Origin of the sequence: Actinoplanes regularis (assembly GCF_900188005.1) — a bacterium.
Classification (GTDB): domain Bacteria; phylum Actinomycetota; class Actinomycetes; order Mycobacteriales; family Micromonosporaceae; genus Actinoplanes; species Actinoplanes regularis.
Genome location: NZ_FZNR01000017.1, coordinates 1 through 15,280, shown reverse-complemented (window position 1 = coordinate 15,280; position 15,280 = coordinate 1). Strand labels below are relative to the sequence as shown.

Annotated in this window: 5 protein-coding genes and 1 pseudogene; 2 read left to right on the top strand and 4 right to left on the bottom strand. The window is 73.4% G+C overall.

Going from position 1 to position 15,280, the window contains the following annotated elements:
- Positions 1-8 precede the first annotated feature (8 nt).
- Complete coding sequence (locus tag CHC09_RS32650) at positions 9-1,748, top strand: fatty acyl-AMP ligase (RefSeq protein WP_089297114.1); 1,740 nt, start codon at positions 9-11, stop codon at positions 1,746-1,748.
- A gap of 128 nt (positions 1,749-1,876) precedes the next feature.
- Positions 1,877-2,563, top strand: a complete 687-nt coding sequence (locus CHC09_RS32645) for a response regulator transcription factor (protein ID WP_089297113.1) — start codon at positions 1,877-1,879, stop codon at positions 2,561-2,563.
- A 55-nt stretch (positions 2,564-2,618) separates the two neighbouring features.
- On the opposite strand, the gene CHC09_RS32640 is transcribed toward CHC09_RS32645, so the two are convergent.
- The 4 genes and pseudogenes from CHC09_RS32640 to CHC09_RS32630 form a co-directional block, all read right to left on the bottom strand.
- A complete protein-coding gene (locus CHC09_RS32640; protein WP_089297112.1) occupies positions 2,619-3,185 on the bottom strand; it encodes a DUF1453 family protein in 567 nt (188 codons plus the stop codon).
- A gap of 125 nt (positions 3,186-3,310) precedes the next feature.
- A complete protein-coding gene (locus CHC09_RS32635; protein WP_373871988.1) occupies positions 3,311-6,559 on the bottom strand; it encodes a type I polyketide synthase in 3,249 nt (1,082 codons plus the stop codon).
- A gap of 171 nt (positions 6,560-6,730) precedes the next feature.
- Positions 6,731-9,290: pseudogene (locus CHC09_RS48885) on the bottom strand (type I polyketide synthase); the annotation flags it as partial.
- Between the two features lie 15 nt (positions 9,291-9,305).
- Positions 9,306-15,280 (bottom strand): type I polyketide synthase (locus tag CHC09_RS32630; RefSeq protein ID WP_143232723.1); only part of this gene is annotated, 5,975 nt, incomplete at its 5' end.

The following is a 15,280-nucleotide window of genomic DNA, read 5'->3' as shown; positions in this document are numbered from 1 at the left end:
CACACGAGATGACCGTGACCGCGCCCGACGTACTTTCGTCGGCCACCCGCACCGTGATCGGGCAGCTTCGGCTGCGCGCCAAGAAGAACCCTGATCAGCTCGCCTACGGCTTCCTGCGCGACGGCGAGGAACTGGCCGAGACCCTGACCTTCCAGCAGGTGGAGGAGCAGGGGCGGGCGGTGGGCATGGCATTGGCCGCCCAGGGCCTGTCCGGCGGTGCCGCCGTGCTGCTCTGCCCGACCGGGCCGGACTTCGTCCGCGCGCTGGTCGGCTGCCTGTTCGCCCGGGTCGCCGGCGCACCCGCGCAGGTCCCGAACCGGCTGAGCGGTCTGGCCCGGATCCGGCGGATGGCCGACGACGCCGGCACCACCGTTGTGCTCACCACCGCCGAGGTGAAGGCCCGGCTGGAGAACGACTTCGCCGGCACGCCCGAGCTGACCGGGCTCGCCCTGATCGACGTCGCGCACCTGGCCGTGCCGGGCTACGTCGAGCTGGACGAGCCCGGCCCGCAGGACACCGCGCTGCTGCAGTACACCTCGGGCTCGACCGGCAGCCCGAAGGGTGTCGTCGTCTCGCACGAGAACTTCCTGGCCAACGTGGCCGAGACCGACGAGCTCTACCCGTGCGACCCGGACGGCGTGGTGGTCTCCTGGCTGCCGCTCTTCCACGACATGGGTCTGCTGTTCGGGGCCATGCTGCCGCTGTGCACCGGCACGCCGGCGTACCTGATGACCCCCGAGGCGTTCATCCGCCGGCCGGCGCGCTGGCTCGAGGCGATCTCCCGGTTCCGGGGCACGCACGCGGCGGCGCCGAGCTTCGCGTACGACCTGTGCGTCGAGGCCGCGGCGCAGGGCCTGATCGGCGACGACGTGGACCTGTCGTCGTGGCGATGCGCGGCGAACGGTGCCGAGCCGGTGCGCTGGCGAACGGTGCGGGCGTTCATGACGGCGATGGCACCGTACGGCCTGTCACGCACGGCGATGAGCCCCGGATACGGCCTGGCGGAGAACACCCTCAAGGCCACCGGCAGCCAGCCCGACGAGGAACCCAGAGCGCTGTGGGTGGACTCGGCGGAACTGCGCCGCAACCTGGTGGTGCCGGCCGACGAGACGAACGGGCAGCCGCTGGTCAGCAACGGCGTGGCGGTCGGGGCCACCCGGATCGCGATCGTCGAGCCGGAGACCGGGCGATGGCTGCCGGAGGGCCGGATCGGCGAGATCTGGATCAGCGGCCCGTGCGTGGCCGGCGGGTACTTCCGCCGCCCGGCGGAGAGCGCCGCCACGTTCGCCGCGCTGATCACCGACGGGGATCAGCGCCCGCACCTGCGCACCGGTGACCTGGGCTTCCTGCGCGACGGCGAGCTGTACGTGACCGGCCGGCTCAAAGACGTGATCATCCGCAACGGCCGGAACTACTACCCGCAGGACCTGGAGCTGTCCGCCGAGATGTCGGTTCCGCTGCTGCGGCCCAACTGCGCGGCGGCGTTCTCGGTCGACGACGGCGAACGGGAACGGCTGGTCGTGGTCGTCGAGGCCGATGGCCGGGCCCTGCGCCGGACACCGGCGGAGAAGCTGCGCGAGGCCGTCGCCGTGGCCGTCTACGAGGGGCAGCGGCTGCGCACCGACGAGGTCGTCCTGATCCGCCGCGGCATGCTGCCGCGCACCACGAGTGGGAAGGTTCAGCGCCGCGCCGCCCGCGAGCGCTACCTGAACGGCGAGTTCGACGGCGGTCCCCAGCCTGCCGCGTGAGCTCGTGGCCGCCGGTATGGAGGCGGCGTACCACCGGGCCCCAGCCGTCCCCCGGCTGGGGCCCGGTGGCGTCCGGGCCCGGTGCCGAACCCGGCCGATAGGGTGGGGAATCAGAGGAGGTGTCCACGATGCAACGTTCCGGGGCGGAGCCGATCCGTGTCCTGGTCGTCGACGACCAGCAGATCGTCCGGGAGGGACTGGTCGCGCTGGTCACGCTGATCGACGAGGTGGAGGTGGTCGGCCAGGCCGGCGACGGCGCCGAGGCGGTCCGCCTGGCCCGCGAGACGTCACCGCACGTGGTGCTGATGGATCTGCGGATGCCGGTGCTCGACGGCGCCGAGGCCACCCGGCAGATCGTGGCTGCCGATCCCGAGACGAACGTCGTGGTGCTGTCCACCTACGCGGACAACGAGTCGATCGCGGCCGCGATGCGCGCCGGGGCGCGGGGCTACCTCACCAAGGACGCCACCCGCACGCAGATCACCACGGCGATCCGGTCGGCTGCCGAGGGTCAGTCCACGTTCGACCCGACGGTGTCGCGACGCCTGGTCGCCGCGCTCAGCGAGCCTGCCGCCGAACCGTCCGCCGCGGCGCCCGCCCGCAAACCGAGCCTGCCGGACGGGCTGACCGCCCGGGAGGCCGAGGTGATCGAGCTGATCGCGCGGGGCCTGACAAACGCGGAGATCGCCGCCGAGTTGTTCATCGGCGAGACGACGGTGAAGACCCACATCAACAACGCGTTCCTGAAGATCGGGGCGAAGAACCGGGTCGACGCGGTGCGCTACGCCTACCAGCACGGCATCGGCCGGCCCTGACCGCGGGGTTCGGTCAGGGCCGGCCTTTTCGGGGTGGATCTCGATGCCGGGCGGGTCAGCCGACGGTGACCTCGCCACGCTCGTCGGCGCCGGCCCGGACGGTCGCGGCCGGGATCTGCTCGAGGCGCCGCCAGCGGATCAGGCAGACCATCGTCCGGTAGCCCACCATCGTCATCGCCATCAGCACGAAGAACGCGGCGATGCCGTCCGAGTCCAGCCGCTGCTCGATCATCCAGTGACCGAACCGGTCGGCGAAGGCGTCCCAGTTCTCCAGCGCGTACAGGAATGCGGTGCGGGCGAGCAGCACGGCAAGCCAGATACCGAGGTAGGCCCAGCCCGCCTTGGTGTAGACCCGCTGGTTGTCGGCCTGCCGGTAGACACGCATCACACGCATCAGCAGAATGCCGATCACGGTGCCGATAAGAATGCCGAGGGCGCCCGCGGTGACATTAGGTGCCGACAGTTCGGTGCGGTTGTAGGTGTCCCAGTAGAGATATCCGACGAAGGCCATCGAGATACCCCACTTGATCCAGCCGAAGCGGTGCTTGCCGACCTGTGTGAGCAGGACGATGGCAAGCAGACCACCACTCACCAGCAGCGCTTCGCGCATGGCGTCGCTCATTTTTTCCTCCCGTTTTTTGATGCAGCGTCACCGCTACCGGAGAATCTATTTCGTACGGTGCTCGGAGCACCTGGTCCGCTGGGTGGAGAAACGAATCGAGATTTTCTCCACCCAGCGGAGGTGGATCAGTGATCCACAGTGCTCGCGAGCCATTCCTCGACGACGGCGGCCGTCTTGTCGGCGTACTCCTCCATCATCGAGAAGTGATCGCCGGCGGTGTCCCGGACGGCCTCGGCGTCCGCCCAGGCGGACCGCCAGTCGCCGGTCGTCTCCCAGCCCGCCAGCGGCTCGGTGGCGCGCACCAGCAGCGTCCGGGTGGCGAGCGGGGCCGGCTGCCGATCGGTGAGCAGCCGGAAGTAGCCGGCCATCGCGGTCAGGCGGGCGTCGTCGGCGGGCAGCAGGCCGTCGTCGTCACCGGACATGCTCGCGGCCAGGCGGCTCTCGATGCCCGCGAAGGCGGTACGGCTGGGGCCGTACACGTCGATGAGGACCAGCGCCGCGGGCGGCTCGCCGCGCCGCTCCAACTCCTCGGTGAGCGCGTGCGCCAGCATGCCTCCGGACGAGTGCGCCACGACGGCGACCGGACGCCCGTCCCGGTGCGCGAGCAGCGCGTCGGCGTGCGCGCGAGCCAGGGCGGACAGGTCGGCCGGGAACAGTTCGCCGGGCCGGAAACCGGGCGCGGGCAGCACGGACACGTCGCGAACCTCGCGGAAGGCGGCGGCCAGGCGGGCGTACTCATGCGGGCCGGAGATGGCCAGCACCGAGGGGATGCAGACCACCGCGGTCGGCGCCGGGCCCTTGGCGAGCCGCACCACGGAGAGTTCCCCGGTCAGCTCGGCGGACTCGGTGAAGGTCGGCCGGAACTCGGACGCCGTCTGCAGCAGACCGATGAACTCGGCCAGCCGGCCGGTCGCCGCCGCCCGCCGGGCCATCGCGTCGAACACCCCGGCCGGCTCGGCCGGGCGCCCGGCCACCGTTGCCCCGGCCCGCTGCCCGTAGGCGGCGGCCACGTGGCCGGCCAGCGCCTTCGGCGTCGGATTCTCGAAGACCACGGTCGGGGCCAGCCGGAACCCGACCGCGGCACCGATCCGGTTGCGCAGTTCGACGGCGGTGAGCGAGTCGAAGCCCATCTCCAGGAAGGCGCGATCCGGGTCCACGTCCGCCGGGCCGTCCAGGCCGAGCACGGCCGCGATCTGGGCCCGCAGGTGGTCGAGCAGGACGGCGGGCCGGTCCGCCTCGGCGGTGGCCGCGAAGGCGCGCCGGAACTCCTCGGCGGCGCCGTTCGTCGCGCCGCCGTCCCGGCGTACCGTCGTCCGGATCAGGCCGCGCAGCAGCGGGGGCGCCTCGTCCAGGGTGGCGCGCAGTGCGGCCAGATCGAGTCGCATCGGCACCAGCGCGGATCGGCCGGAGGCCAGCGCGGCGTCGAGCAGGGCGAGGCCCTCCCCGGTCTCCAGCCCGGACATGCCGGGCCGCAGCTTGGCGGCGAGCTCCTCGTCGGTGCGGTCGCCGGCCATGCCGCTGCGCTCGTTCCACAGGCCCCAGGCCAGCGAGGTGGCCGGCAGTCCGAGGCCCCGGCGGTGCTCGGCGAGCGCGTCCAGGTAGGCGTTGGCCGCGGCGTAGCCGCCCTGGCCCGGATTGCCGGCCACCCCGGCGGCCGACGAGTAGAGGACGAACGCGGTGAGCGGCCGGTCACGGGTCAGCTCGTGCAGGTGCCAGGCCGCGTCCACCTTGGGGCGCAGCACGCCCGCCAGGCGGTCGGCGGTGAGCGACTCGATCACACCGTCGTCGAGGACGCCGGCGCTGTGCACCACCGCGGTGAGCGGGTGCTCCGCCGGGATCGCGTCGAGCAGTGCGTTCAGCGCGGCCGGGTCGGCGGTGTCGCAGGCGGCCAGGGTCACCTCGGCGTTCAGGGACCGCAGCTCCGCGGCGTTCGGGGCGTCCGCGCCGCGCCGGCTGATCAACAGCAGGTGGCGGCAGCCGTACGCGTCGACGAGGTGCCGGGCGGTCAACGCGCCCAGCGTGCCGGAGGCGCCGGTGACCAGCACCGTGCCGTCCGGGTCGAAGGCCGGCGCCAGCTCGTCCCCGGCGCGTGGCAGGCGGGCCAGGCGGGCGGCGTACAGCGCCCCGTCGCGGACCGCGATCTGCGTCTCCCCCGCTGTGAGGGCGGCTAGGGCCGCGGCCGGGACCGGACCGTCACCCTCGAGGTCGACCAGCCCGAACCGGCCCGGGTGCTCGGCCTGCGCCGAGCGGATCAGACCCAGCGCCGCCGCCTGGGCGAGGTCACGGGGAGCTCCGCCGGCCGCGGTCGCGCCCCGGCTCACGATGACCAGCAGCCGGTCGTCTCCGCCGTCGGTGAGCCACTGCTGGACGGTTCGGAGCGCTGCGGCGACCGCGGAGTGGGCGGCCTCCGGCCCGGTGCCGCCGGCCGGCAGCTCGACGACTTCGGCGAGCGGTGCGGGGCCGCCCCGCGGCCGGCTCAGCCGGGTCCACTCCACGGTGAACAGCGAGTCGTGGCGGCCGCCGGCCGAGGCGCTGAGCCGTTCGGCGGACACCTCGCGGACCATCAGCGACGCGGCGGTGAGGACCGGACGGCCGCTGTCTTCGGCCGCTTCCAGGCTCACCTGGTCGTCACCCTGGACGAGCCGGACGCGCAACCGTGCCCCGGCCCGGCCGTCACGGGTCAGGCCGGTCCAGGCGAACGGCAGGCGCAGCGGCATCGAGTCGTCGACGTCCGCGCCCACCATGCCGGCGTGCAGAGCCGCGTCCAGCAGGGCGGGATGCACGCCGTAGCCGTCGGCCGGCTGGTCCACGGCCACCTCGGCGTACGTCTCGGGGCCGGACCGCCATGCGGCGCGCAGGCCCTGGAACGCCGGGCCGTAGCCGATCCCGGCGGCGTTCAGCCGTGGATAGAAGCCCTCCAGGTCGAGCCGTTCGGCGCCGGGCGGCGGCCAGGCGGTGAAGTCGAAGGCCACGTCCCGCACGGCGGGTGAGCCGAGGACACCGGTGGCGTGCGGGGTCCAGTCGTCCTCGGCGGACTCGTCGCGGCCGAAGACGGTGAACTGCCGCCGCCCGTCCTCGTCCGGTTCGCCGACCGCGAGGTGGACGGTGACGCCGCCGCGCTCCGGCAGCACCAGCGGCGCGGCGAGGGTCAGCTCCTCGACCCCGGCGCAGCCGGCCGCCTCGGCGGCGGTGAGCGCCATCTCGACGAAGGCGGTGCCCGGCAGCAGGACCGTGTCGACCACCGCGTGGTCGGCGAGCCACGGCTGGGCGGCGAGCGACAGCCGGGCGGTGAGCAGCAGGGTGTCCGCGCCGGCCGGGCGGACCAGGGCGGAGAGCAGCGGATGCCCGGCGGGTTCCAGGCCGGCCGCGGTCACGTCACCGGCACCGGCCCGGGTGTCCAGCCAGTAGCGCGTGCGCTGGAAGGCGTAGGTGGGCAGCGGCGTCCGGGGGCCGGCCGGCAGCAGGGTGCCCCAGGCGACCGGGGCACCGTGGCAGGCGGCCTGGGCGAGCGCGGCGCGCAGCCGGGCCCGGCCGCCGTCGTCGCGGGCCAGGGTCGGCACGACCGGGACGGTGCGGTCCGCGGCGTCGATGATGCCCTGCAGCGGGACGGTCAGGACCGGGTGCGGGCTGATCTCGAGCAGCAGCTGGAATCCGTCGTCGAGCAGCGCGGTGGCCGCGTCGTGGAACCGCACCGTCTGCCGGGCGTTGCGGTACCAGTACTCGGCGTCCAGTTCGGTGGTGTCCAGCGGGGCACCGGCCACGGTCGAGTAGAAGGCCGTCGGGGAGGCGGCCGGGGCGACCCCCGCGAAGTCGGCGAGCATGCCGTCACGCAGGGCCGCGACCTGGGCCGAGTGGCCGGCCGCCCGGGCGCCGCGGATGGCCCGGGCCCGCAGCCGGTCGGCGGTGCACTCGGCGACGAACTCGTCCACCGCGTCCGGGTCACCGGAGACGACGCAGGCGGCGGGCCCGTTCTGGGCCGCCACGGCGAGCCGGTCGCCGTAGCGGGCGAGGCGGCGGGTCACCTCGTCGGCGGAGGCCAGCACGGACGCCATCGCGCCGCGACCGGCCAGCGAGCAGAGGGCGACGTTGCGACGGGCGGTGATCCGGGCGGCGTCGCGCAGGGTGAGAGCGCCGGCCACGTAGGCGGCGGACACCTCACCCTGTGAGTGGCCCAGCACCGCGCTCGGCTCGATGCCGTACGAACGCCAGACGGCGGCCAGCGACACCATCATCGTGAACAGCGTCGGCTGTACGACGTCCATCCGGTCCCAGGCGGGCGCGTCCGGATCACCACGCAGCACGGCCGCGACCGACCAGTCCTGGAACTCGGCGAACGCGGCGTCGCACTCGGCGACGGTGGCGGCGAAGACCGGCTCGGTCTCGAGGAGACCGGCGGCCATGCCGGCCCACTGGGAGCCGTGGCCAGGGAAGATGAAGGCGATCTTCGGGCGGGCCGGGCCCGTGCCGCCGACGGCCGTGGTCCCGTCCGGCTCCCCGGCGGCGAGGGCGGCCAGGCCGGCGAGCGCCGACTCGCGGTCGGCCGCCGGCACCGCACCGCGGTGGTCGAAGGCACCACGGCCGGCGAGCAGTTCCCGCGCGACCGGGCCGAGCGGCAGGCCGGGCCGGTCGTGCAGGAACGCGCGCAGTTTCGCGGCCTGACCGCGCAGGGCGGCCGGAGTGCGGGCGGACAGCAGCAGCACGGGAGCGGCGGGCGGCTCCGGCTCGTCGGCCGGCTCGGCCACCGGCGCCTGCTCGAGGATCAGGTGGGCGTTGGTGCCGCTCAGGCCGAACGAGGAGACCGCGGCGCGGCGCGGATGGCCGGTCTCGGGCCAGGGGCGGCGCTCGGTTGAGCAGCCGGACCGTGCCGGCCGACCAGTCGACCGCCTGGGTCGGCTCGTCGACGTTGAGGGTCGGCGGCAGCTCGGCGTGCCGCAGCGCCTGCACCATTTTGATCACCGCGGCGACACCGGCCGCGGCCTGGGTGTGGCCGATGTTCGACTTGAGCGAGCCGAGCCACAGCGGTTCGCCGGTACGGTCCCGCCCGTACGTGTCGATCAGCGCCCGGGCCTCGATCGGGTCGCCGAGGGTGGTGCCGGTGCCGTGCGCGTCGACCGCGTCGACCTGGTCGGCGGGGAGACCCGCGTTGGCCAGCGCGGCCCGGATCACCTCGCGCTGCGCCGGCCCGCTGGGGGCGGTGAGCCCGTTGGAGGCGCCGTCCTGGTTGATGGCGCTGCCCCGCACCACCGCGAGCACCCGGTGGCCGTTGCGCCGCGCGTCGGAGAGCCGTTCCAGCACGACCATGCCGGCGCCTTCGGCGAAGCCGGTGCCGTCGGCGGACTGCGCGAACGACTTGCACCGGCCGTCCGTCGCCAGCCCCTGCAGCAGCTCCAGCTCGAAGAACGTGGTGGGCGTGCACATCACGGTGACCCCACCGGCCAGCGCGAGCGTGCAGTCGCCCTGCCGCAGCGCCTGAGCGGCGAGGTGCAGCGTGACCAGCGAGGACGAGCAGGCCGTGTCGACCGTGACGGCCGGGCCCTCCAGCCCGAGGGTGTAGGCGACCCGTCCGGAGACGATGGCGCCGGTGCTCCCGGTGCCCAGGAACGGTGCCACTCCCTCCGGGATGTCGGTCAGCGGCGACACGTAGTCGGTGTTGTTCATCAGCCCGGCGAACACTCCGGTCGAGGTGCCGCGCAGCGTCGCCGGATCGATACCGGCGTGCTCCAGCGCCTCCCACGCCACCTCGAGGGTGAGCCGGTGTTGCGGGTCCATGGCCCGCGCCTCCCCCGGCGAGATGCCGAAGAACAGCGGGTCGAAGCCGGCCACGTCGTCCAGGAAGCCGCCGCGGCGGCAGCGCAGGGTACGACCGTCCGCGTCGATGTCCCAGCCGCGGTCGTCCGGGAAGCCGGTGATGGCGTCGCGGCCGTTGACCACCAGCTCCCACAGTCCGTCCGGGTCGGTCACCCCGCCCGGCGTCCGGCAGGCCATGCCGACGATCGCGATCGGCTCGCTCGACCGTCCCTCCATCTCGGACAGACGTTGCCGGGTCTGGTGCAGGTCGGCGGTGACCTGCTTGAGGAAATGCCGCAGTTTGTCCTCGTTGCTCATTGAATCCCCCGCAGGTCAGGAAAGGCCGAACTCGCGGCCGATGAACTCGAACATCTCGTCGTCGCTGGCCGTGTCGATCACGTGAGCGATCTGCTGCTCCTCCCGCTCCTGCTCGTCGCCGGCCAGGCCGGCGAGCAGCGCGCGCAGCTGCGCGGTGATCCGGGCACGCTGGCCCTCGTCCGGGCGGCTCGCCGCCAGCCCGGCGGTGAGCTGGTCCAGGTGACCGAAGACCGGCAGCTCGGCCGGTACGCCGGTGAGCTCCTGAGCCAGCTGAGCGACCAGCTCAGCCGGCGTCGGGTGGTCGAAGACCAGGGTCGGCGGCAGCTGCAGCCCGGTCATCGCGGCCAGCTGGTTGCGCAGCTCGACCGCGGTGAGCGAGTCGAATCCGAGGTCGCGGAACGGTCGCCCGGCCTGGATCTCGGCCGCGTCGGTGATGCCCAGAGCCGCCGCGACCTCGGCGTGCACGAGCTCGGTGAGCACCCGCTCCCGCTCGTCGGCGGGCAGGGCGGCGAGCTGCTCCCGCCGTCCGGCGGCGGCCGCCGCCCCCGCCGCGACGGTACGCGTGACGCGTCGCCGGATCAGCGAGCCGAACAGCGCCGGAAGCTCCGGATGGCTGCGCAGGGTGGCCAGGTCGAGTGCGATCGGCGCCAGCACCGCCCGCTCGCCGTCCAGCGCCGCGTCGAACAGGGCGAGGCCCTGCTCGGTGGTGAGCGCGTTCACTCCCGCCCGGTTCATCCGAGCCGTCTCGCCGCCGATCGCGCCGGCCATACCCTCGCCGTCCTGCCACAGGCCCCAGGCGAGCGACACGGCCGGGTGGCCGGCCGCGCGCCGGTGCTGGGCGAGCGCGTCGAGGAACGTGTTCGCCGCGGCGTAGTTGGCCTGGCCCGGGTTGCCGAGCAGGCCGGCGGCCGACGAGTACAGCACGAAGGCCGTCAGCGGCAGGTCCGTGGTCAGCTCGTGCAGGTGCCAGGCGGAGTCGGCCTTGGCTCGAAGCACCGCGGCCAGCCGGTCCGGCGTGAGCGCGTCGATCATGCCGTCGTCGAGCAGCCCGGCGGTGTGCACGACGGCGGTCACCGGATGTCCGGCGAGCATCCCGGCCACGGCGTCCCGGTCAGCGGTGTCGCAGGCCACCAGCGTCGCGTCGGCGCCCAGGCCGGCCAGCTCGGCTCGCAGCCCGGCGGCGCCGGGGGCGTCCGGGCCACGACGGCTCGCCAGGACCAGCCGGGTCACGCCGTGCCGGGTGGCCAGATGCCGGGCCAGCGCGGCGCCCAGCGCACCGGTACCTCCGGTGATCAGCACCGTCGACTCCGGTCCGAAGGCCGGAGCCCGCTCCCCCTCGCCGGTGGTGTGCCGTACCAGGCGCGGTGCGAGCACGTCGGCGCCGCGGATCGCCAGCTGCGGCTCCGCCGAGCCGACCGCCTCGGCGAGGCGGGCCGGATCGTCGACGTCGATCAGCTGGAACCGGTCCGGGTGCTCCGACTGGGCCGAGCGCACCAGGCCCCAGAGGGCGGCGTGTCCCAGGTCGAGCACCTCGTCGCCGGGTGCCGCCGCGACCGCGCCGGAGGTGACGAAGACCAGCCGGGATCCGGTCAGCCGCTCGTCGGCCAGCCACGCCTGGATGGTCTCCAGTGCGCGGGCGGTCGTCGCGTGCGTGGCCTCCGGGCCGGTACGTCCGGCGTCGCCGTGGGCGAGCAGCACCACATCGGGCAGGTCCGGGGCGGCCAGCAGCTCCGGCAGGCCGGCCGGCTCCGCCGGGTCCAGACCCGACCGTTTCAGGGCCGCACGCAGCTCCAGCGGGTCCGGACCGAGGATCGCCCAGGAGCGGTCCGCCTCGGCGGTGCCGGTGACCGGCACCCAGTCCAGGCCGAACATCAGGTCGCCGGCACCGGCTGTGGCGGCGGACGGATCCGCGGCCCGCAGGCTCAGCGAGGCGACCGAGAGGATCGGGGCACCGGCGCTGTCCGCGACGTCGAGAGCCACCGCGCTGCCGCCGGCCGGAGCGATCCGCACCCGCAGGTGGGTGGCGCCGGTCGCGTGCAGGGTGACGCCGTTCCAGGCGAAGGGCAGGCGGGCCTTTCCGTCGTCGGGGAACAGGTCGCCCAGGCCGATCGCGTGCAGGGACGCGTCGAGCAGGGCGGGGTGTACGCCGTACCCCTCGATTCCCAGGTTTTCCGGGAGGACCACCTCGGCGTACACCTCGTCTCCCAGCCGCCATCCGGCACGCAGGCCGCGGAACGCGGGTCCGTAGCCGAGGCCCGCCTCGGCGAGGCGGGGATAGACGTCGTCGATCTCGAGCGTCTCCGCACCGGCCGGTGGCCAGGGTGCGGCCGGTCGCGGCGCGGGCACGGCCGCGCTCAGCGTGCCGGCCGCGTGGCAGTGCCAGGAGTCGCCGGCCTGTGAGTGGATGGTGACCGCGCGCTTGCCGTCCCGCTCGCCGCCGACCAGCACGCGGATGGCGACCGGGTCGGTCAGGACCAGCGGGGTCTGCAGGGTCAGCTCCTCGAGGTGGCCGTGGCCGACCTCGTCACCGGCCCGGATCGCCAGTTCGACGAAGCCGGTGCCGGGGAACAGGACCGCGCCCGCCACCGTGTGGTCGGTCAGCCAGGGCTGAGCGGCCGCGGCGAGCCGGCCGGTGAGGACCAGGCCGTCGGAGTCGGGAAGCGTGACCACCGCGGTGAGGAGTGGGTGGCCGGTCGCGCTCAGGCCGGCCGTCGTCACGTCGCCGCTGGTAGTGGATCCGGTCAGCCAGTAGTGCTCGTGCTGGAACGCATAGGTGGGCAGGGCGGCCAGGCCGGATTCGCGACCGCCGAGGAGGGCGGTCCAGTCGAGGTCGATTCCGCTTTCCCACAACCGTCCGATCGCGGTCAGCAGCGACTGCGGCTCATCCCGATCACGACGTAGCGCCGGTACGAACAACGCCTCCACACACTGCTGGCCCATCCCGGACAACACCCCGTCCGGACCCAACTCCAAGAACCGCGACACTCCCGCATCCGCCATGTAAGCGACCGAGTCCGCGAACCGGACCGCCTCACGCACATGACGCACCCAATACCCGGCATCAAACTGCTCGACCACCGTGCCGGTCACGTTCGACACCACCGCCAGCTGAGGGCGGTCATACGACAGCTGTGCGGCGATAGCACCGAACTCCGCCAGCATCGGCTCCATCAACGCGGAATGGAACGCGTGACTGACCGACAACCGGCGAGCCCGACGACCCTGTTTCTTCCATTCCGTGACCAGCGCGTCCACGGCCGCTTCAGAACCGGAGACGACCACCGAACCGGGGCTGTTGACCGCCGCGACATCCACGCCGCGACCAGCCACCTCCAACTCCGTGCCAGCCAACGCCGCCATCGCCCCACCCACCGGCAACGCCTGCATCAACCGACCCCGAGCCGTCACCAACCTGGCCGCATCCTCCAGCGACAACACCCCAGCCACATGCGCGGCCACGATCTCCCCCACCGAATGCCCCGCCACAAAACCCGGCCGCACCCCCCACGACTCAACCAACCGGAACAACGCCGTCTCCACAGCGAACAAACCCGCCTGCGTCCACAACGTCTGATCCAGCAGCTCACCACCGCCGAACACCACATCCCGCAACGCCGACGGCAAAAACACATCCAACGCCGCACACACCTCGTCGAAGGCCGCAGCGAACACCGGGAACGCCTCGTACAGGCCGCGGCCCATCCCCGACCGCTGCGCACCCTGACCGGTGAACAACACCCCCAAACCACCAGTGGCAACCGCAACCGGCTCCACCCGCGCCAACGCCGACCGCCAGCCCTCACGGTCAGCGGCGACCACGACCGCGCGATGCGGCAGGTGGGCGCGGCCGAGCGCGGCGGTCCGGGCGAGATCGGCGAGTCCGGCACCGGCGGCACCGTCCAGATGGGCGGTGAGGCGGGCGATCTGATCGTGCAGCGCTTGCGGGGTGCGGCCGGAGACCGGCAGCGGCACCATCGGCAGGACGGGCGCGGCGGGCCGCGGGGCGGCCACCTCGACCGGCTGCTCGATGATCACGTGCGCGTTCGTGCCGCTGATGCCGAACGACGAGATACCCGCCCGGCGCGGCCGATCCACGGCCGGCCACTCACGCCCGGCGGTGAGCAACCGGACCTCGCCCGATTCCCAGTCCACGTGCGGGGTCGGCTCGTCGACGTGCAGCGTCTGCGGCAGGATGCCGTGCCGCATCGCGAGGATCATCTTGATCACGCCGCCGACACCAGCCGCGGCCTGAGTGTGACCCAGATTCGATTTCAGCGAACCCAGCCACAACGGCTCGCCGCCGGCCCGATCCTGCCCGTAGGTCGCCAGCAGCGCCTGCGCCTCGATCGGGTCACCGAGTGTCGTACCCGTACCGTGCGCCTCAACCGCATCCACTTCAGACGGACGAAGATCGGCACTGGCCAGCGCCTGCCGGATCACCCGGGCCTGCGACGGACCGTTCGGAGCGGTGAGGCCGTTGGAGGCACCGTCCTGGTTGACCGCGCTACCCCGGATCACCGCGAGCACGTCGTGGCCCTTCGCCCGGGCGTCGGACAGCCGCTCGAGGATCAGCACACCGACGCCCTCACCCCAGCCGGTGCCGTCGGCCGCCGCGGCGAACGATTTGCAGCGCCCGTCGGTCGCGAGGCCCCGCTGTCGTGAGAAGTTCACGAAGGTGTCCGGGGTCGGCATGACCGTGACGCCGCCGGCCAGCGCCATCTCGCACTCGCCGCGCCGCAGCGCCTGGACGGCCAGATGCAGCGCGACCAGCGACGACGAGCACGCCGTGTCGACGGTCATCGCGGGCCCTTCCAGGCCGAAGACGTACGAGACTCGGCCGGACAGGACGCTGGAGGAGGCCCCGGTGCCGAGGAAGCCCTCGACCTCCTCCGGGATCTCGGCGAGCCAGGAACCGTAGTTGTGATACATCACCCCGGCGAACACACCGGTCCGGGAACCACGCAACGTCGACGGATCGATACCGGCCCGCTCGACCGCCTCCCACGACGCCTCCAGCAACAGCCGCTGCTGCGGATCCATCGCCACGGCCTCACGCGGACTGATCCCGAAGAAAGCCGGATCGAACAACGCCGCCTCGTGCAGGAAACCCCCCTCACGCACGTACGACGTACCAGCCCTACCCGGATCATCACTGAACAACGTCGACAGATCCCAACCCCGATCAACCGGGAAGTCCGAGATACCGTCCCCACCCGCGACCAGCAACGCCCACAAATCCTCAGGCGACGCCACACCACCCGGATAACGACAACTCATCCCCACGATCGCGATCGGCTCGTCCGTCGACGTCACCACGGGGGCATCGACCGTGGCCTCGGTGCCGCCGGACAGCTCACCGACGATGAAGCGGGCGAGGGTCTCGGGCGACGGGTAGTCGAAGACCAGCGTGGCCGGCAGCCGCAGACCGGAGACCTCCGCAAGCCGGTTACGCAGCTCCACCGCGGTCAGCGAGTCGAAGCCCAGATCGGCGAAGGACGCCTGGGCGGCGACCTCGGACGCCGCGCCGAAGCCCAGCACCCGGGCCACCTCGCCGCGGACCGCGGCGAGCACCGCGTCGAAGTCCGCGGGCAGGTCGGCGGCTCCGGTGGACGCGGACGCCGTGCGGCGGCGGGTACGCACCAGACCGCGCAGCACCGGCGGCAGGCCGGTCTCGGGCAGGCGGGCCGGATCGACCCGCATCGGCACCAGGCCGGGTTGCCCGGCGGCGAGGGCCGCGTCGAACAGCGCGAGGCCCTCCTCCTCGGTGAGCGCGACGATGCCGGAGCGGGAGATGCGGACCGAGTCCCGTGCGGCCAGCGCGCCGGCCATGCCCTCGGTGGCCCACGGCCCCCAGGCCAGCGACAGGCCGGGCAGGCCCTGGGACCGGCGGTCGGCGGCGAGCGCGTCGAGGTAGGAGTTCGCGGCCGCGTAGTTCGCCTGACCCGGCGAACCGAGCACACCAGCAGCCGACGAGAACAACACGAACGCCG